The organism is Shewanella canadensis (genome assembly GCF_003966225.1).
Taxonomy (GTDB): domain Bacteria; phylum Pseudomonadota; class Gammaproteobacteria; order Enterobacterales; family Shewanellaceae; genus Shewanella; species Shewanella canadensis.
In genome coordinates, this window is the sequence record NZ_RXNU01000005.1 from 156,687 (window position 1) to 176,073 (window position 19,387).

Genomic DNA, 19,387 nt, shown 5'->3' on the forward strand with positions numbered 1-19,387 from the left:
CCGATACCAGGTGAATGTATCTTCACCTGGTATCTAATGTTATACCGTTTGGTATTCGTGCCTTATTACCAGGCTATTTCCTTACCATTAAAGTCATAGAAACCACCGCTCTGTTCTGTCGACAGGTTATCCAGGAGGTGCTTAATACCTGTAACAGATACATCTGTCGTGATTAATGCGTTGGGTCCTCCCATATCGGTTTGAACCCAGCCCGGGTGTATCGCAACCACGCGAGTCTCATCGGGTTGCAGATCGATAGACAAACTTTTTACTACCGAATTTAGTGCAGCCTTGGATGACCGATAAATGTATGAACCGCCACTCGAGTTATCACCCATACTGCCCATCTTCGATGAAATGGCTGCATAGATCCCGTGTTCGGCAAGTGCTAAATTTGCACAAAAAGCTTCGGCAATTTTTAACGGTGCAATGGTATTAATCTCCATGACCTGTCGCCACTCTTCAACGTCTGTACCGCCAAAACCGCTGCCCTTAGGACCATAATAGCCGGCATTGTTAATAAGCAGATCGATGGGTTCTCCGTCGAGGTTTTCGGCTAGTTCATCTACCCCTTCATAATCGGTGACATCGAGTTGGAAAATTGAGAGGCCTTCATTTGCTTCCAATAGCGACTGTAGCTCTTTCGCTTGTTCAGGCTCTCTGCAACAGGCTGTCACAAGCCAGCCATCGGCAAGATAATGTTGAACCATAGTTAAACCAATGCCACGATTAGCACCTGTGATTAAAAGATGTTTTGCCATTCTTAGAGTCCTTATGAGGGGGAGTTCCTACGTGCCTTGGTAGTAAGACTATGTTTTATGTTCAGAGAGAAATTCATTGATCAATAATGATACTTTGTCATGAAAATGCTCTTCAAAATCATCGAGTTCACTATTAAAGTGAGAGAGATATTTTGCGGCTTTATCACGGCTCAACTGTTTACTGTTGACGGAATATTGCATCTCAGGAAGTGACTTATCGTAACGGGGTAAAGGTAACCATTTTACGAAATTTGAATCTACCTTTTTTAATTCCTGATTAGCAAACCGGCAAAAAGATTCAATGTGATCGACACCATCCGGCCCGAGACAGCCAGGTTCGATCCTGCTTAAGACCGTCAGTTTCTTCTCTTGAGGTAACGCGCGTGATGTCGTCATAAAGTGAGTATCGAAATAGAGGTATAGATAATTATAACTCCTTTTGTAAAAATCCATTCTAAAAGTGTTCGTAAGATACTATATTTTCTGTTTTATCGTTGAACGCTCAATCAGTTAGAAGCCTTTGACACTGCAAACGAATAAGCTTGCTCCATGAGTCAACGAGAATTCATATTACCATAGTCTATCCATAACACCTTCAATTGATAGAATACCAATTTCAATAAATATCTGTTCATTCAGCGGGAATTCAAAGTGCTGAAGGCAAGGTATATATTTGCTCCTGCAAAATAGACATACGCCACATCCATGTGGCTAGCGGATGATTGAAGCTAATAGTTATTCTCGGCAACAGGCTCCTGCGTTCTCTCGATAATTGCTCCTGCATTATTCTACCATCGCCCATCCATGGACTCGTACCTCCTGCATCAGACCTCCACGGAGGGAGGAAATGTCTTCTTTTGTATGGAACAAAAAAGACCATGCAGTCGTATATCAAAAGCATCGAACGTAGCATGCAGGGCTTTGCCTTTGCTTCAAACATCAGCCGCCCGTTGGGAGACTCTCAGACTTCCAACTTCTGCGTTGCATTGACTTACAAGGGAGTAACCATTCTTTCATCAATGCGCCTTGCATTAAAAAGTCTGAGTGGCTCTGAATTGATAATATATTTAATGAAACTGGTATATCATTATCGAATGTAGAGCTTTGAAAAAATAGCATTGAATACAGAAGAATATATTGGCGAGCGAATAGATTGTAATGCGGTGCAGAGAGTTGAATTGGTGCAGTCACTCTGGAGTGGCTATGGCGAGATTGTACGCTATAAGCTTGATGGCGAAAAATGCCCATCGACTATCATAGTAAAATCAGTCTCCCCTCCAACAGAGTCTTCCCACCCCAAAGGGTGGGATACGCAGCATTCGCACAACAGAAAATTGCTCTCCTATCGAGTCGAAGCAAATTGGTATCGCGACTGGGCTTTCCAGTGTAACGCTCCCGCTTTCGTACCCGAGTGTTTTGGTATCTTAGATGAAAATTGCCATCACACCAGCAAAGCAGACACAAAAACTGAGCAGTTGTCTGAGCAGTGCTTAATTTTACTCAGCGATCTCGATGAGTCGGGATTTATGGTGAGAAAGCAGTCTTTAACCACTGAGCAGAGCAAAGTGTGCATCACATGGTTAGCCTATTTTCATGCCCAATTCTTGCAAGATTCACCTGATAAAAGTTGGCCCTCAGGTCTATGGCCGATAGGGAGCTATTGGCATCTGGGCACCCGCGCTGACGAATATGAAGTGATGCCAGACTCACCACTGAAGAGAGCCGCAATAGAGATTGACCAGAAATTAAATAGTTGTCGATTTAAGACACTGGTTCATGGGGATGCAAAAGTCGCCAACTTCTGTTTTAGTCAAAACGGAGACCGGGTTGCAGCCGTAGACTTTCAATATGTTGGGGCTGGATGTGGAATGAAAGATCTCATCTACTTTATTGGAAGCTGTTTAACACAAGAGCAATGCCATCAGGAATTTGAAGAACTCATTGAACATTATTTTTCAGAATTGAGTGTTGCATTGAAGTTGAACCATTCCAGTATCGATTACGATATGGTCGAGCGAGAATGGCGCCCTCTATTTTTTGTTGCTTGGGCTGATTTTCAACGCTTTATACTAGGTTGGTCGCCAGGTCACGCTAAAAACAATAGTTTCAGTCAGGAAATGACTAAAATAGCCCTTGAGAGTCTTGTGTCCTCTGCGGTCAAAAAGTAGATTGCAAATAGCAAGGTTGACATCTATTCTTTCACGCCTGTTTTTGGCTTCTGGTTTTAACGCCTATGTTTGAAGCAAAAGCCGATGGTTAAAGGCGTTGAGGGGATAAGGTAGGTTTAAATATTAGCATCATTTGTTACCCATTTAATCTAATCTGGACTAAACTAATAATAGAAGAGAGTTAACGGATAAACGTAAAATGGTCAGTGACCAAAAGCGTCAGGTGACGCGATATTACGAAATCAGGACTCTCTTTTGTATGCCTGCTATTTAATAATTCTATAATTATTCATTCACACGCAGACCAACCGAAATCACATTTGGTCAAAAAGTTTATGCTTGCCTCCCCCCTCTATCCGATCTTCTTATTAAATACTCAATCGTAAAAATATAAACGCTCATAGCGTAAGCTATGGTTACCGAAATTTGGCTGACATAAAGCGCATTTATAGAAATAAAATCAGCACAAGATTAAAAGAAATGATATACATGTAGGTGACCTGAAAACAAATTGTTAACATATGAAATTAGCATTTAAACCATCACTACTTGGCCTATTGTTTTGCGTTCTTGCAGAAGATGCAATCTCGGCCGATATCGCCTTCATTCATAGTTATCATCAAGGATACCCTTGGGTTCAAGAGTATCGAGATGGCTTTCTTTCCGGTATCCAAGAGCATAGCATTACCGAATACGAGATGGACACGAAACGTAAACCGGCTACCGAATATGAAGCAATCGCGGATCAAACTTGGCAATTTATTCAAGAGCAAAAACCCCAAATAGTCGTACTTGCAGACGATAACGCATTAAAACTGTTGGGCCCCAGAGTCGTTGAGGCTCAGATTCCTCTCGTATTTCTCGGCATCAACGCTAACCCTCGTCATTACATTACACTCGATAAGAATGTTTCGGGTTCACTAGAGCGGCCATTACTCAAACGTTCGGTTTTTATGTTACGCCAACTAATGCCCAATATAAAAAAGGTCAAAGTATTGATGGATAGGAATCCAACCTCCTATGCAATATTGGAAACCTCCTTCGATGACAAATTCAAACAAACTATCGCTAATATCGGGGTCGACATTACTCTCGAAGAAAGCTTTCATGACTGGAAAGCTACGGTCGCGAAAACAAAAGAGAATGGTTATGATGCAATAATCATCGCTAACTATGCAGCCTTAACAAATAGGTTCTGCGAAAATGTCAGTCTGGACAAAGTCAGTCACTGGACGAGTAGAAAAAGCCCGCTCCCCGTATTTGCATTTTGGTCATATTCCATTGGGGAAGGAAAAGCGATTGGCGGCTTAATTATCAACGGTACAGAGCAAGGTCTTGCAGCTGCAGATAAAGTGAATCACTTTTTTGTTAAAGGAGCCCTACCCGCGATATCAACACCAAAACGCGGCACGTTCATGTTCAGTCAACATGAATTAGAGCGTTGGAATATCCAGCTTCCACCTACATTACTAAAAAAAAGCACTATTGTGGATTGACCTTAGCGCAAATGTTTTTATTCCCATCGGATACTCACCGCCTAACTTGATATCTCCTAATCAAGAACAGCATGACCGAGTGAACTTCAAAATTACTGTTCAACCTCATGACTAGAGTTTACTTCCGTTAATAAATTATCAATGGCCTGATCGAAGCTCTCAAATTGGCCACGTTCCATGTAATGCTTCAATTTTGTGATGATATCTTTGCTCAGCTCTACATGCGCTTTCTTTTGTCTTTTCTTTAACTGCGATAGTTCCTTTCGAACCATGCGCCATCCAAAATCACTGAAGTAAGCATTCAAACTCAGGTTCAGATGTTGCAAGGGCTCGACCAATTGCTCAATATCTTTTCGCAATTGGGTGACGCGTTGAAGTTGAGGAACCAGCAAAATATATTTTTCACTTTTTTGAGAACTATTTTGAGAGCTTTTTTGAGAACTGGCTTCGACCGACTCAGGCAGGAACCAATCTTTTCTTAATATGATCTCATCCGGATGAATGAGACGATATATTAATGGAATGGCCAGCATCAGTTCATCAGTTTCCAATAAAAGAAGTTTTCTACCCGCCTTAGGTTTGTCGCCGTGATAAACCCATGCTTGTTGATTATTCATGATCGTTCCCTGGATGTTATCCAAATAATTATTCAGCTAACTATTCATATCTGTGTTTTAAGTATGAATTTAAATTCTTAATGTCGATATAGTATCACTAAAGGATCACAATTTAATAGTATGGTTGCACCATTTTACGCGGTCTAATTCAGGTCCTGGTTCATATCATTCAGATCGAATTTCAACAAGCAAACATTAAACATGGCGAGCCTCTATCGCTATTAGCTTTATATTACAAAGTCACATAAAAGAGCCCTTTCAATACTTATGCGGATATTCGGAAAAACACCCAATAAAATGGTGCAACCATTCTTTGCGTTTTTGAATTCTACCCTGTAATGCCCCTGTTTATTTCAACTGTGACCGCTTAGGAATTACTCTCAACGTACTATTTTTAAACAGATATTAGGTCTCGGTGCCACGGAGAGTTCACTGTTCTGCATTGAGATAGGACAAGAGTAACCATGCTCGCGACCAGCATCTTGGCAAGCAAGATCATAAACCAGATGTTATCCAGGTGAGTTCAGTTATACAGGCCATCATAGGATTTTCTCTCCACTCACAAAATTGAAGTATAAACAAACATTCTGCGCGTTATTTATACGTTTAGATACTCTACCAGTGATAATGACGATTATCACTGGTAGAGGTGGTCGCTTATCTCTATAATTTAGACCTTAATTTGGACGAAAGAATCTTTATCCAATCTCTGAGATTTAATGAACTGTTTATTAAATAGTCAAAATAGACTCAGCCATAGGCTAAGTAATAAATCGATCACTGTTTTCTATTAACTCTACCTTCTAGCAATTAGATCTTTATAGGTGTCTTAAATAATATGTCAAAGTCAGCGCACCACACATTAAATTCGATTTTGACACCTCAGACATCTATTGTTCCGTCCGGAACAAATGGTAATAGAAACGCTTCTGATGAACAGTTTTTTGAAGAGACCCAACTTCCCCTCTCAATCTTGGATGACTATAAGAGTGCTGCCAGTGAAACCGAGTATGAGATCTCAGAAAATACCCGGCGCGTCTATACATCCAGCTATGCGATATTTAACCGTTATTGCCTGGAGCATGGATTAAGTCCACTTCCGGCCGACCCCCGTTCTGTCATTTCATTTATCGGTCATCAAAAAGAGAGCATTCAACAGAGCAGTGGTGCCCAGCTTTCCAGGCAAACACTGACATCAAGATTGGCGGCGATTCGGTATCATCATATTCAAGCCGGATTTCACTCGCCAACTGAACACCCCCTTGTTATCCGGGTAATGCGAGGACTGAGTAGAAATAAATATCGAAAAGTCGCAGACTACGATCAGCAACCGATAATGTATGATGAGCTTGAAATGCTCATAGATGTGATCAATCAGCAGCCGCAACCAATGACAAGAGCGAGAGATAAGGCCATTATTCAACTCGGTTTTCAGGGAGGTTTTCGTCGCTCTGAGCTTGCCGACATTCAAGTTAACCATCTCAGTTTTTTGCGAAACAAGCTCAAGGTTCGCCTCCCCTACTCCAAGAGTAATCAGCAGGGACAAAGGGAGTGGAAAGATCTACCGCAAACTGAACCCTTTGCCGCATTCGATGCTGTTAAAGAGTGGATAGAAGTCTCAAAAATTAAGCAGGGGCATCTATTTCGCTCCATCTCACGAGATGGGAGTCAGATAAGACCCTACAGTGTCAGTGATATAACAAATCGAAAAATAAACCAGACTTCGATGGATGCCAAAGAGCACTCATTGCCCCGTCTAAATAGAAACAGCGGTTTTCTACGCGGTGATGATATTTACCAGATGATAAAGAAGTATTGTGCGAGATCGGGTTTAAGTCCGGAGTTCTATGGAGCACATAGTTTACGCAGTGGCTGTGTTACCCAGCTCCATGAAAATGATAAAGATCACCTCTATATCATGGCAAGAACCGGGCACACAGATCCGAGATCGCTCAGACACTATCTGAAACCTAAAGATTAATGCTATTTTGTAGGAGCGTGTTTCCAACCACGAAGGTATATGCCCTTCTGTAGGAGCGCGCTTTAGCCGCAAAGCTTTTGCAAAGGAGAGCCATTCCCGGCTAAAGCCAGTCCTACATTTAGATACACCAATCTCGTACCCATCTTTGTAGGAGCGTGCTTTAGCCGCGAAGCTTTTTACAATGGGGATCCATTCCCGGCTAAAGCCGGTCCTACATTTTAAACACCAAATATGTTTCCCATCTCTGTAGAAACATCTCTCACAACGAATGCGTGGTCCCTTTTTCAGTTTCAGTTTTAGTTTCATAAACTGTCTTTCCGCCGACCACGGTTTGTATCACGCGAGTCTTATGCACTTGATTTATCTCAATTTCGAATAGGTTCTGATTCAAGATAATAAAATCTGCAAGTTTACCGGTTTCAATCGTCCCAATTATGTCCTCACGGTTTTGAGCGAAGGCTCCACCGATAGTAAACACTTCGATGGCATCGCTCAGGGATATACGTTCTTTAGGATCGGATAAAATTTCCCCGCCTCCGCCGGGTGCTTGCCTGGTAACCATAGTCTCAAGTTCTAAGAATGGATTGGGAGATTCTGCGACCGGCCAATCCGATCCAACCGATATAGCCACCCCCTCATTTTTTAGTGTGTTAAAGGGAAATGCCCAGTCCAATCTTCGTTGCCCTAACTCATCACGAATAATGTCCCAGCCAGAAACCGGATACCAAAAATGGGGTGAAAACTCGACGCCGACATTATGTTCTTTAAAGCGCATAATGTCATCCGGGTGAACAAATACCGTATGGGCAATATTATGTCTAAGTGTTGAACCATTCTCCCGTGACTTTTCAATCGCATCGAGCGCCGTTCTAATAGATTGCGAACCGACGGCATGCACTTTCATCACATGCCCTTTCTTGTCATATTCGCTGAATTTCTCAGCAAAGTAGACGGGATCATTTCGCCATGGGCCGCCATGCTGATCGCTGGTTCCTTCATAAGGCTCAACCATAATTATGGTTTGACCGCCGGCTGAACCATCGAGAACAAACTTAACTCCATCGGCATTCAGCCAGTGGTCAACTTTATAGGCTTGGTGATTTGCTATCGCATTGCTTGCGGCCTCTTTCCATTCCGGGCTCAGCCACTCTATTGGATCTGCAATATATGCCTTAATCCTGAGCGTAAGTTCACCGCTATCCGCCAATGTTTTGTAGGCATCTAACATATAAGCACGTGCCCAGGCATCTGTGATGCTGGTAATTCCGAACTGGTTGAGTTGAGAAAAGATAGGTTTTATCCCACTGTTTATCAACTCACTGCCTTTTGGAAGATCTTTAAGTGCAATTTCGTACGCCATGTTTGCGGCAGTTTCGCGCAGTACACCGGTAGGTTGCCCGTCTTTGTCTTTGACAATAATGCCGCCTTCCGGCGCAGTTGAATTTTCGTCAATCCCCAACTTTTTTAAACCCAGTGAATTGATTAATACGGCATGACCGCCGACGTCCCACAAGAGCAGAGGTTTATCGTTAATCAATTTATCGAGTGTAGTGAAATGTGATAAGGCATCAATCTGATGCATTTTCTCGCCATTATCGGCTAACCAATTTAATGCACCACCTATGATCCATTTATCATCTGATTTTTGTTCACCAAACGTTTCTATAATATGGCTGACTTTATCCCAGCCCATAGATGGCACTATATTGATACCAAGATAACTCTCGGTCGCCATGTCCGGATGGATATGCTCTTCGACAAACCCGGGCATAACAAATTGTCCCGCCAGATCGATAGTCTCAGACTCTGGTGTCATCCAGGATTTTAGTGATTCAGCGTCACCAACGGCAACAAATTTATCATCGATAACCACAAAACCTTCGGCCCAGGGGGCTGCATTATCTTGTGTATATACACGACCATTGACATAAACTTTGGTTATTTGACTATTAATCTGTTCATCAGAGCCACTGTTTTTATCGGCGCACGCTGACAAAAAGGCAATAACGCCGATATTAATTAAAATTGAAGCTATTCGTTTCATAATGTATTTCCAACCAATTTACTTGCGAACTATTATTTCGAACCATTTACTTGCGAACGATTAAATTACAATGACTGCCGGGAATTATGAATAGTTAATTCCCGTTACTCTATTAACAATAATAATTTGTATTGAATATGTTTAATCAAGCTGCTTTATGCTGAGATAAATAATGCTCCGCCAACTCTATGACCCCGGCTTTAACAATCGGGGTGAGTTCCTTTGCAATATCCGTTTCTTTACGGGTATGAGCCCAGCCTAAATAGGTTGTCCCTCTGGCTAGCAGGAATGATGGCAACATAGCGAGATGCTCATCGGGTAGATCTCGTACTCTTCGGTAACCGGTTAACAGGGCGTGAAGTACATCATCGAAATGCTCCTCTCCCAGATGGAAAAATAGTGAAGTAGCAATATCAAACATATGCCAGCCAAACCCTGCATCATCAAAGTCTATTAATGAATAACTATCTCCGGATTCCAGTAGATTTTCAGGCAACATATCAGCATGGATAAGACTATATCTATCTGGAGTTTGACCAAATTCATTGAACTCGTTAGATAGCTCTTTTTTCACTGTATTCAGTAAGATACGTTCCTGGTTGTTAAGACATTCAAGTTCCCAGAATTTACCCCAGGTTGGACACTTTCCAAACAAGCCATCGACATCCCATGCATGACGGGTGAAATCTGTTGGAAGTTCCCACTGACTGGCCTGATTATGACACCTTGCCATGATCTCGCCGATACAGGTATAAGAGGCCATTAAAGATTCAATAGAGAGATCGACGCCAGCTTCGATAGACCCCAGAGGTTCACCATCGACCCATTTCACAATATCTATCTGACGAGGCTCCGGGACATAATCTCGTTTCTCGACATGGAAATATCTGCCGTCTTTAGTTTTTAAAAATGAAGATGTCTCTATGCCGCTATCGGCCAGTGCCTTGTTCCATTTTATTTCGGAAAGCAGTTCATCGTTGGTGTGATAATTAGCCCGATGAACTCTGACCGCATATTTTTCCCCGGAAGTTGTCATGAGTTTAAATACCGCATTTTCTCTGTGTTTGACTAATTCTAATGATTCGATATCTACTGGCCATTGGCATATCGCTTCTCTAAGCAGTTTTTCAAAAAATTGGCATTGTTGCTGTTCATCTAATGAATAGAATTGATTTGTCATAGTTATAGTCATTGCTATTTTCCTTTTTATCTATGTCCACACAGACTTATAATTCTTGTAGGGCTTTTTCAAATCGAGTCATTAACTCATCACAGAAGGCTCTATCTATCAGGAGTCCTGGCTTGAACTGCAATATACTGGTGTCGAAGCCTGCAAAAATGGCCCAGACACCGTGTTTATAAAGGGCACGCATCATCTCGATCCCACCATCGTCCTGATCAAATTTAAGACCGAACACTAATCCGCATTGGTGTATTTCACTTAACAAGGGGTATTGCGCTTTCAGTAATTCCAATTTTTCACGCAGGTATGATTGATTGGCATCGACTACGGCCATAACAGAACTGTCACTACAGATCTCCAGCACCCGGTTTGCAACGAGACAACCAAGTTCGGCGCCGCCAAACGTTGACACGTGTCCCCAACCACTTTCGGTTAACCATTGGCCGACTTTTGCGCTCAACATGGCGGCGGCAATCGGGTAGATCCCCCCCGATAACCCCTTTCCAATCACCATGATGTCCGGCTCAACATTATATTTCTCGATGGCCCATAAACAACCACTGCGACCGAGGCCAGTTTGTACCTCATCGGCAACATACAAGGCACCGTGACGCTCGCATAGTTGTTTAACCTTAAGATGGTAGTTGTCTATCGGGCTTAAAAATCCTTGCGTTGCAGGAATGGTTTCAATTAATACTGCTGCGATATCATTCGATGCCAAAGCCGTTGCCATCGCATCTAAGTCGTTAAAAGGTACTGTGATAAATTCATCCGGATAAGCACTGTTAAAAAACTGAGCCGCCTCATCGTTACCCGCAGCGCCTGATAAGCCAGTACGGCCATGATATCCAGATGAAAGTGAGATGATTTTTCGTTTCCCGGTCGCCTGTCTTGCCGATTTAATCGCAATATCGACGGCCTCGGAACCACTGCTGGCAAACACGGTATATTGAAGCTCACCCGGACTCAGTTCCGACAGGCGTTTAGCCAATTTTGCCCGCTCCGGGCTGGCGAAATGGTGATTACCAATATCCAGATAATCCAGACCTTCTTTGAGCAACTCACACAACTCTTTGTTTCTATGCCCTAAATTATATGTGCCACCATTAAGATGCAGGTCCAGCAATTCATGGCCATCGAGATCCCAGATCCGATAACCTTCACGCCGACCGATGACCAGATCTACCCCAAAACTGCTAAAAGCATCGAGCCTCGCCGGAATAAGATGTTTATGCGCTATTTCCAGCGTATTTTTTTTTGTTAAATGACTGAGCATAAGAGTTCTCACTTGAAATGAGGGAGGTTGCCCTCCCTTAATACCAATCGGTATAAAGATGTGATCGCTGGTTAATAAAAGCTGTAGCTAAAACCAACCCCAAAAGTACGCGGACGCGCCATCGAACGAGAATAGATGTCGTTAGCATAGGAGGAAGAGGTGTAATAGGACTCGTCGGTTAAGTTGCGAACGAAGGCGGATACTTCCCATGCCCCGTCAGATTGAAGTAATGCAAAACGTAGATTTGCCACGGTATAACTCTCAAGGGTGTTCAGCTCAGGATCGTTAGTCAGGTAAGAGAAGGATGAGTCGCTATAAAACCCATCTAGTTGGCTTCTAAGTAGCCAATCGTCACCAATTTCAGCTTCATATGAAATAAGTGCTGACCATTGAAGCTCTGGCGAATTGGTCAGTTTCTGTCCTGCAAGATCCATAGGTTCTAAGGTTTCCAAGTTGATACCGGTTCCCTCTATGACCTCAGTATCAAGCCAGGTGCCTGAGACTCGCAGATCCAGCCCATCGAGTGGATTCAATACCCATTCGATTTCGGCGCCGCGGATCTCACTCTCTTCCAGGTTTATGATGACACTCAAGGGACCAAAAAGGGGATCGACCAGGGTATCTTGTACCTGCTTATCCTTATACCAGTAATTAAATACCGAGGCGTTCACCTTCATGGTGTTATTGAGCAGGACCGATTTGAAGCCTAGCTCGGCAGCATTAAGGATCTCCTCATCATACGGCCCCCATTGTGAGGTCGATGATGCGTGGGCTCCCTGGTAACCACCTGATTTAAATCCATTACTGACTAAGCCATAGAGTAATACATCCTGGTTAAGCTTGTAATTGATACCGACTTTTCCTGACAGGTTACTTACAGATAGCTCATCGCTGAATGTTTCTGTCATTCCGGTCTCCGGGTTTACCGTACCGCAATCGCCAGGACCCGTGCCCAAAATTGGCGTTAACGCGCCTTCCACATCATAGGTACACGCATCGAGTAACTCACGCTCCTCAGCCGTGTAACGTGCACCGAGAATTAGCGTCCAATCCTCTGCAAAATCCCATTCGGTATGGCCATATAGTGCCGCTGTTTTGGTATTGATCTCATATCTTGTATCGACATACTGAAGGTACATGTCGGGTGCTATCCATGTGAAATCAGAGTTACTCGCCTGAACAACATCGGAGAAAAAGCTCTCTTTGACTGAGTCTGAGGAGGCATAGGCGCCGACAATCCAAGAAAAGTCTTCACCATTATCCGATGATAAGCGTAACTCCTGGCTAATGGCCTGAATATCGCTGTCGTTATACACATCTGTGCTGCGCAGATCGCTGCCATCCCAATCGTTGCCGTCTTTTCGATCAAACTCTTCATAAGCCGTGATTGAGGTGAGTGACAAATTATCATTCAATGCCCAATCGAGCGTGACCGATGCACCAAAACTATTGCTGTCACGCTTGGTTTCTATCGGTGACGTCCCTTCAAAATCCGATACTCCCCATGAGGCACTACTTGAATCATTGAGATCTATTTTGTCGATATCTGTGGGGACGGTACCGAAGCCAGGAACCAGAGGACGATAAGCAAATGCCTGAGGAACGGAATTCTCCGATTTGTCTCTGCCGCCGTGAACATTAAAGAGTAAACTGGCATCGGAAGAGATGTCCCAGTTAACTAATAATCGGTATCCCAGCTGATCCTGCGCGCCATTATCTTCACCTGTTACTGCATGGGTTTGCCAACCCTCCCCCTCATTGAGGGTAGCAAAGGAGAAGCGAGCACTCAGGTTATTGGTTAAACCGCCATTGATAAAACCGTCGGTCTTCACTCTCTGGTAACTGCCGTACTCCAGGTTGACGCCCAGTTCAAAATCCTGAGTCGGTTTGTTGCTGATAAAGTTAAACGCGCCCCCCGTGCTGTTTCTGCCGTACAGATCTCCTTGCGGCCCTTTTAGGATCTCCACACGTTGCACATCAAATTGCAGTCCCCGGGTCATAATGGGGTAAGGCAGACTCACTTCATCCACATAAATACCGACCGTCGAGTTTGCTGCGGTACTGTAGTCATCAAAGCCCACGCCGCGAATAGTGTAGATTGGGACGCCAACCGCAGAGGTTTCAGAATAAACCACCCCGGGAGTAAACTTGGTGATATCGATGGCGTTGTTGATGCCCAGATCTTTCATCTGCTGCGAGCTAAATGCCGCGATAGGCATACCGATGTCATCGGCAGATTGGATACGCTTCTGCGCCGTTACCTCAATTCTTTCTATAAGCGAACTCTTGGATTTTTTAATCTCAGGCTGTTCGGTCGTGCCCGACTCATCTTCATTCGCGTGTACCTGACTTGACGCGATTGCCATCGTGATGGCGATGGCTACAGAACTTGGTTTCATTAACATATCAGCATTACCTATTTTTGTTATTTGTGTGTGCTGCTTATACAACTTAGCCAGTACTGCGGGCGTGAGTATTTAGCACGTTTCGTCTTGTTTTTTGTACAACCTACAGATTAAAAAACCTTCGACTTTTAACCTTTAGTTGTCACTAAACTAGCAGTTTTGTGACATCGGTCAACATAAAACTCGAATTAATTCGTGTTTAAATAATTTGTATCGACAAAATATGGTTGAAACACATAGAATAAAAACATGACAAAATCATCAGAAATAAATACGCGAAAAAAGCGTAAGAGCCTTCCTCAGAATCGAGGGAATTTAAGAAGAGAAAAGCTGATCCTTGCCGGAAAAAGCTTGCTCGAAGAGCGCTGTATCGAAGATATTTCGCTGGCCAATGTTGCTAAACTTGCCGAGATCCCGCTGGCATCCAGCTATCACTTCTTTCCCAATATCAATAGCCTGTGGGTGGAGATTGCGTCTGTATTTGGTACAGAGATCAGCCAAGTCATATTCAAGTCGTTCACATTGGATGAAGATGATAATTGGCAAGCCATTATTCGGATCTGTATTCGACGTGCGGCCGAGCTCTACCGTAATAACAGGTCGTATCAACAATTGATCATCGGCGGCAAAACTCCCGCTTATATCAAATTAGCCGATAGACGAAATGATGAAGTCATTGGAAGGCTATTGATCGACGCCATAGAAGATCACTTTGTTATCCCCGACTTTCCGGATCAGGCACAGGTTTTTTTCCACGCCGTGGAAATTGCCGATCTGATGTTTATGTTGTCGGTTAATAAACACGATGAGATAACCGATAAGATGGAAGAGGAAGCGAAAAGAGCCAGTATCGCCTACCTCAAATGTTATCTGGGAGAGTTTTTACATCAGTAGCAGCGTGCTTCACCTACAAAGATGTGGCTCTCTGTAGGAGCGCGCTTCAGCCGCGAAGCTTTTTGTAAAGCAGAGCCATTCCCGGCTAAAGCCGGTCCTACATTTAGATATGGATTTTCGTCCCCACCTCTGCAAACGTCAGCATCATCTTCGAAGATGTACATGCGTGTCTCACCTACAAAGATGTGGCTCTCTGTAGGAGCGCGCTTCAGCCGCGAAGCTTTTTGTAAAGCAGAGCCATTCCCGGCTAAAGCCGGTCCTACATTTAGATATGGATTTTCGTCCCCATCTCTGCAAACGTCAGCTTTATCTTCGAAGATGTACATGCGTGCCTCACCTACGAAGATGAGGCTCTCTGTAGGAGCGTGCTTTAGCCGCGAAGATTTTTGTAAATTATGGACCATTCCCGGCTAAAGCCGGTCCTACATTTAGCGCGCTCTAGCCGCGAAGGTGAGATTAAAAATCCTAAAACGGACTCGGAGAGATAATATTCATCCGCTCACCCGTTATTGGATGATCAAACGCGAGTTCGGTTGCATGTAACATTAACCTGGAAGAGGCAAAGAACGCCTCATCGGTGGCATAGAGATCACAACCTAAAATGGGGTGTTGGATCTGTTGACTATGAAGCCTTAACTGATGAGTCCGACCACTGACCGGCTCAAATTCGACCCGGGTAACCGCCCTATCTCCAGCCTTTTCATGCTCTTGGAAAAAAGCGTGTTCATGAGTCTGAACGAAACGTTCGAGTACCTTAAACTTTGAGACCGCCGGCTTGCCTGTCTGCTGACAGACTTTCATCAGAGGAAAGTTCTCTTTATCTTTCGCGATAGCAAAATCAATCACTCCCTCACCCGTCTTCAGATGTCCATGTAACAGTGCCGTATAGCGCTTTGATACGGTTCTTTCACTAAATTGCTTGCAGAGTTGGGCGTTTACCTGCTTATTCATCGCGACTAACATGATGCCGGACGTGCCAAAGTCCAATCGATGGATCATGGTACAGGTCGGAAAGTCCTGAACTAAACGAAAGTGAACCGAATCCTTATTATCCGGATGCTTACCCGATAAACTTAATAAGCCGCTGGGTTTATTGATTAAAATCAATGCCTCATCCTGATACAAGATCTCAATCTCATCATGACAAACAGGAACAATAAATGGGTCGGCTTGGGGCTGCATAGCTCACCTTAAAATAAATTCAGGAGGCAGATAATACAGAAAAACAATGGCCGTCTGAAGCAGAGTATTTTGATCTATACCCAAACGCCACTGAATCCTGCATTTCCAAGTGGCTTGGGTATATAACCTTTATGCCAAAAGCATCCTAACGCCATGAGCATTTTGCTGAATACAAGCTGAACGAAAGGCCAAAAAGATGATACAAGCCCATAAACGGTTAGTGAAAAGTAACTAATGTGATAACAAATAGTGTTAACATGGCGCCATTAAAGTTACTCATTATTAGAGCACGATGTTTCTACGATCTTTTTTTGCATTTATCTTCATCGCATCATTAAGTGCATGTCATTCCGATGACTATGTGGTCAATACAGATCTGTTACGCGACGGTATCACGTTAGGTCCTACTCAAGTGACACTAGGAGCAGATCACCCTGTAGAGTTCCCGATTGAGCTTGAAAGTGCTAATTACCTACGTTTAAGTCTCTCTGACAATCTGGGGCAGATCGATCTGACCGCACAGCTTATTTATCGAAAGGGTGATTTCCTCAACATTGAGACTCTTCCGGGTTTTACACTATTACCCGATGGACAAGAAGCTTCACTAGAATTTCAGATCGATAACGATGCCCCTTTATATGCATGGACGGTTTCGGTCACCAAAGAGAAACACTAGTTAGAATAGTCGTGAACAGAGCACAAAAACGCAGCCAGAACGGCTGCGTTTTGCTTAAATACTTATAGGTAGATCTGTAAATAGGTGTATACAAAAAAAATCAATCTTAAACGCCGATGATCTCTTCCTTAATAGAGTAAGCAATCATCAACATCTCTTGCTTCTCTCGCTCTCCAACATTATTTTTGTCCAACGCCACCATGATGTCATCTATCACAGCCAGATATTCACGTTCATTAATATTCATCGCCCTGTGAGCATCGAGCATATTCTTACCCGTGTAATCTTGCGGCCCACCGGTACCCGAACAGAGAAACTCGGTGACAACCTTGATGACTCTATCCCTGTCTGAGTCTTTGTATCGGCTGGCAATCGTTGGATTAGCGGCGTGGGTATCGAAAATATCGGCAGCAATAAGCGCAATCTTTCCCTCACCACCTAAGCGCTCATACAAACTTGTATCACTCATCGTAAAACTCCTACCTGAAACTAGTTAACACATCTAAGCATAGTAAACCGCTTCTTTTATGGAGCTTAAATGCGTATCAATTTCACCTAACTTGAAGCATAAAATTGTAAGCATTTACGTAATAAAGTTTTTCTATTTAGGGTCAATAGTTTAGTGAAGCCCATCGGTGACGCGAACAGGGAATTTGAACATAGAAATATCGAATTTGAAATTTATGGAACCAGTCATAACTGGTAAGCCCGTTCATTAAGGTTTTTCTGATATTTTAAGGAACTTAAGTTCTTTAGAGTCGATACCTGGCGGTTTAGCTTTCCACAGGTTTCCTAATTGAAACTTTGTATAACCGTAATCGAACAGCGCTTGCATATATTCTTTTTCAAATGAGTCACTGCTAAGGTCTTCACGCTCAAAATCATCATCAATGTAGGCCATATTGAAATTCATATTTGCTTCGTGAGCCTTGTTGTACAAGCGCATTACATCACCACGTCCTTGATATTTGAGTAATGTGGAGATGGATCTGCCTGTGATGCTTAGTAGTTTGAGTTCCGTCTGTTTATAGCTAGCCTTAAATTCACCATTACGTATGACGAATAAATTGCGATCTCTTTCGGGGTAAGTTAACAGCTCTGGCGTTATAGATATTTCATCTGGAAGTAAAAAAACTTGTCGCACGACACCACCGTCAACATGAATTTCTTGATATTGCTCCCCTTCATACTCAACATTCACAGGCACCGCAGGAAACATACCAGGAATAGACGCAGACGCTAACACAATATCTTCAAACAGTTTTTCTGCTTCAGGGGTTTCCAGTGACGCAATATATCCCATATCCCAAATAGCCATGCGCTGAACATCGAGATTAGTTGTACCTATTAGTAAAATGCGTCCCTGTTCATATGCCTCAGCAGTTCGTGAGAGTAATTCTGGATTAATGGTGTCACGTACCTTGGATTCAAATTGGCTGGTATCGAATAAAGATAGGCTTGTGATCGCAGCGAGAAAGCCTTTTTTAACATATAAATCTTTAGCATCGGTTGAAGTATAAAAGCTGGTTAATTGGTCATCATAGTCTGTTCCTAAAAAAGCAAAAACAGAGATGATCGCGCCAGTGCTGATACCTGTTACGGCTAAAAATTCAGGTCGTGATCCTGAATCACTCCAAGCCTTGAGAATACCAGCACCAAAGGCACCATTTTCTCCGCCACCAGATAGAGTCAACATATTGGCTTCTTTAAAACTACCATCCTCATTCAACAAGAGCCCTGCAGCGTCCTGTCTTGCAAGCACGGTCTCACCATAAGTGCCAATAACATAGTCATTAACATCGCCCCAAGCTCTAATTTCGGGTATCCCCATAGGTTCAACTTTATCTACAAGGTGTTCAGGAACTGGGGTGTAGTCAGGTACTGTTGAGCAGCCGGAAATGAAAAGCAGAGACAACAAGAAAAACAAGTACTTCTGATTCAGTTGCATAACCTAATCCTTTTATTAATCGAGAACAACCTATGTCACCACCATTCTCGCAGAACGGAAATGCAAAATTAATCAATTGCTTACTTGAGGTTGATGTACTCTACTTGCTGCTATATATCTAGGGTGTAAACAAATATATTATTTTAAACAGTTGGTCAGCATACGGTGTGGTTTGAACTAATCAACTCCAATTAAATCAACTTGAAACCAATTAACACATCTAAGCATAGTAAAAGACATGCACTTAGTATGACTATCTCACAAAAAATAATCACTCAAATAGCGCTTACAAAAGTAAGCACAAAGAATCGATTTAATAGGTTAAACAAGCTTTAATATCCGTGTCGATCACGTCAACGAACGGGGTACCAGTTCAGCATGTTTTATCCTAAATCTAGATTCCGGCCAAAGGCATGCCGGAATGACAAAGGTTATTTAGATTCGCGGCTAAAGCCGGCTCTTACATAATGTCATTAGTGGCTGAAGCCAGCTCCTACAAAAAATCACGATAGGTTATCTTGTTAATCGACCCTTTAAAGCTAACTCTCTGGCCACCAGCAGTTATCGACTTCATGTTTCCACCTGAATCAGAATAACAATCAGCTTTATCATCTCATGCACCATTTATTCAGTGCCTATGCAAAATCAAAAATATAATCCCGAGAATTTTCTAACCGTAATGCATATTTGTGAATAACGATTCACGCTAATTGTATCTGTTCTTGGTGAATTGGGAGTAAACGACAAATTCAAAAA

15 protein-coding genes are annotated in these 19,387 nt (G+C 43.0%); 5 read left to right on the top strand and 10 right to left on the bottom strand.

All coding sequences use genetic code 11. The features are described from left to right. Positions 1-65: 65 nt before the first annotated feature. Positions 66-761: an SDR family oxidoreductase gene (locus EKG38_RS11355; protein WP_126520369.1), complete on the bottom strand. Its 696-nt coding sequence runs from the start codon at positions 759-761 to the stop codon at positions 66-68. Between the two features lie 48 nt (positions 762-809). Then, a complete protein-coding gene (locus EKG38_RS11360; protein ID WP_126520562.1) occupies positions 810-1,157 on the bottom strand; it encodes a hypothetical protein in 348 nt (115 codons plus the stop codon). A 722-nt stretch (positions 1,158-1,879) separates the two neighbouring features. Between EKG38_RS11360 and EKG38_RS11365 the strand changes: the two genes are divergently transcribed. Then, complete coding sequence (locus EKG38_RS11365; protein WP_126520370.1) at positions 1,880-2,929, top strand: oxidoreductase family protein; 1,050 nt, start codon at positions 1,880-1,882, stop codon at positions 2,927-2,929. Between the two features lie 521 nt (positions 2,930-3,450). Continuing rightward, positions 3,451-4,425, top strand: coding sequence for an ABC transporter substrate-binding protein (locus EKG38_RS11370; protein ID WP_126520371.1), 975 nt, complete (start codon positions 3,451-3,453; stop codon positions 4,423-4,425). A 92-nt stretch (positions 4,426-4,517) separates the two neighbouring features. On the opposite strand, the gene EKG38_RS11375 is transcribed toward EKG38_RS11370, so the two are convergent. After that, entirely contained in the window at positions 4,518-5,042 is a 525-nt protein-coding gene (locus tag EKG38_RS11375) for a hypothetical protein (protein ID WP_126520372.1), read from the bottom strand. A gap of 838 nt (positions 5,043-5,880) precedes the next feature. Here EKG38_RS11375 and EKG38_RS11380 point away from each other — a divergent pair. Then, positions 5,881-7,023 (top strand): tyrosine-type recombinase/integrase, encoded by a 1,143-nt coding sequence (locus tag EKG38_RS11380; protein ID WP_246033147.1) that lies wholly within the window; start codon positions 5,881-5,883, stop codon positions 7,021-7,023. A 259-nt stretch (positions 7,024-7,282) separates the two neighbouring features. Here EKG38_RS11380 and EKG38_RS11385 read toward each other — a convergent pair whose 3' ends face one another. From EKG38_RS11385 to EKG38_RS11400, 4 genes are all read right to left on the bottom strand, one after another. Continuing rightward, the gene (locus tag EKG38_RS11385; protein WP_126520373.1) at positions 7,283-9,067 is read right to left on the bottom strand and encodes an amidohydrolase; all 1,785 of its coding nucleotides are present in this window, start codon (positions 9,065-9,067) and stop codon (positions 7,283-7,285) included. A 145-nt stretch (positions 9,068-9,212) separates the two neighbouring features. Beyond that, on the bottom strand, positions 9,213-10,259 hold the full coding sequence (locus tag EKG38_RS11390) for a phosphotransferase enzyme family protein (RefSeq protein WP_126520374.1): 1,047 nt from the start codon (positions 10,257-10,259) through the stop codon (positions 9,213-9,215). A gap of 34 nt (positions 10,260-10,293) precedes the next feature. Continuing rightward, positions 10,294-11,526 (bottom strand): class-III pyridoxal-phosphate-dependent aminotransferase, encoded by a 1,233-nt coding sequence (locus EKG38_RS11395; protein ID WP_126520375.1) that lies wholly within the window; start codon positions 11,524-11,526, stop codon positions 10,294-10,296. A gap of 71 nt (positions 11,527-11,597) precedes the next feature. Further along, positions 11,598-13,931: a TonB-dependent receptor gene (locus tag EKG38_RS11400; protein WP_126520376.1), complete on the bottom strand. Its 2,334-nt coding sequence runs from the start codon at positions 13,929-13,931 to the stop codon at positions 11,598-11,600. Between the two features lie 249 nt (positions 13,932-14,180). Here EKG38_RS11400 and EKG38_RS11405 point away from each other — a divergent pair, with 249 nt between their 5' ends. After that, a complete protein-coding gene (locus EKG38_RS11405; protein ID WP_126520377.1) occupies positions 14,181-14,825 on the top strand; it encodes a TetR/AcrR family transcriptional regulator in 645 nt (214 codons plus the stop codon). A gap of 465 nt (positions 14,826-15,290) precedes the next feature. Here the strand turns inward: EKG38_RS11405 and EKG38_RS11410 are convergent, their stop codons facing one another. Further along, positions 15,291-16,007, bottom strand: a complete 717-nt coding sequence (locus EKG38_RS11410; protein ID WP_126520378.1) for an RluA family pseudouridine synthase — start codon at positions 16,005-16,007, stop codon at positions 15,291-15,293. A 292-nt stretch (positions 16,008-16,299) separates the two neighbouring features. On the opposite strand from EKG38_RS11410, the gene EKG38_RS11415 reads away from it, so the two are divergent. Next, positions 16,300-16,683, top strand: a complete 384-nt coding sequence (locus tag EKG38_RS11415; protein ID WP_126520379.1) for a hypothetical protein — start codon at positions 16,300-16,302, stop codon at positions 16,681-16,683. Between the two features lie 106 nt (positions 16,684-16,789). Here EKG38_RS11415 and EKG38_RS11420 read toward each other — a convergent pair whose 3' ends face one another. Together EKG38_RS11420 and EKG38_RS11425 are read right to left on the bottom strand one after the other, a co-directional pair. Beyond that, positions 16,790-17,152: a group I truncated hemoglobin gene (locus EKG38_RS11420; protein WP_126520380.1), complete on the bottom strand. Its 363-nt coding sequence runs from the start codon at positions 17,150-17,152 to the stop codon at positions 16,790-16,792. Between the two features lie 246 nt (positions 17,153-17,398). Continuing rightward, positions 17,399-18,631: a patatin-like phospholipase family protein gene (locus tag EKG38_RS11425; RefSeq protein ID WP_126520381.1), complete on the bottom strand. Its 1,233-nt coding sequence runs from the start codon at positions 18,629-18,631 to the stop codon at positions 17,399-17,401. Positions 18,632-19,387 lie beyond the last annotated feature (756 nt).

What these genes read in the sequence shown, in the direction of transcription:
- EKG38_RS11355 (WP_126520369.1), bottom strand. Translation starts at nt 761, where the DNA reads ATGGCAAAACATCTTTTAATCACAGGTGCTAATCGTGGCATTGGTTTA.
- EKG38_RS11360 (WP_126520562.1), bottom strand. Translation starts at nt 1,157, where the DNA reads ATGACGACATCACGCGCGTTACCTCAAGAGAAGAAACTGACGGTCTTA.
- EKG38_RS11370 (WP_126520371.1), top strand. Translation starts at nt 3,451, where the DNA reads ATGAAATTAGCATTTAAACCATCACTACTTGGCCTATTGTTTTGCGTT.
- EKG38_RS11375 (WP_126520372.1), bottom strand. Translation starts at nt 5,042, where the DNA reads ATGAATAATCAACAAGCATGGGTTTATCACGGCGACAAACCTAAGGCG.
- EKG38_RS11380 (WP_246033147.1), top strand. Translation starts at nt 5,881, where the DNA reads ATGTCAAAGTCAGCGCACCACACATTAAATTCGATTTTGACACCTCAG.
- EKG38_RS11385 (WP_126520373.1), bottom strand. Translation starts at nt 9,067, where the DNA reads ATGAAACGAATAGCTTCAATTTTAATTAATATCGGCGTTATTGCCTTT.
- EKG38_RS11390 (WP_126520374.1), bottom strand. Translation starts at nt 10,259, where the DNA reads ATGACTATAACTATGACAAATCAATTCTATTCATTAGATGAACAGCAA.
- EKG38_RS11395 (WP_126520375.1), bottom strand. Translation starts at nt 11,526, where the DNA reads ATGCTCAGTCATTTAACAAAAAAAAATACGCTGGAAATAGCGCATAAA.
- EKG38_RS11400 (WP_126520376.1), bottom strand. Translation starts at nt 13,931, where the DNA reads ATGTTAATGAAACCAAGTTCTGTAGCCATCGCCATCACGATGGCAATC.
- EKG38_RS11405 (WP_126520377.1), top strand. Translation starts at nt 14,181, where the DNA reads ATGACAAAATCATCAGAAATAAATACGCGAAAAAAGCGTAAGAGCCTT.
- EKG38_RS11410 (WP_126520378.1), bottom strand. Translation starts at nt 16,007, where the DNA reads ATGCAGCCCCAAGCCGACCCATTTATTGTTCCTGTTTGTCATGATGAG.
- EKG38_RS11415 (WP_126520379.1), top strand. Translation starts at nt 16,300, where the DNA reads ATGTTTCTACGATCTTTTTTTGCATTTATCTTCATCGCATCATTAAGT.
- EKG38_RS11420 (WP_126520380.1), bottom strand. Translation starts at nt 17,152, where the DNA reads ATGAGTGATACAAGTTTGTATGAGCGCTTAGGTGGTGAGGGAAAGATT.
- EKG38_RS11425 (WP_126520381.1), bottom strand. Translation starts at nt 18,631, where the DNA reads ATGCAACTGAATCAGAAGTACTTGTTTTTCTTGTTGTCTCTGCTTTTC.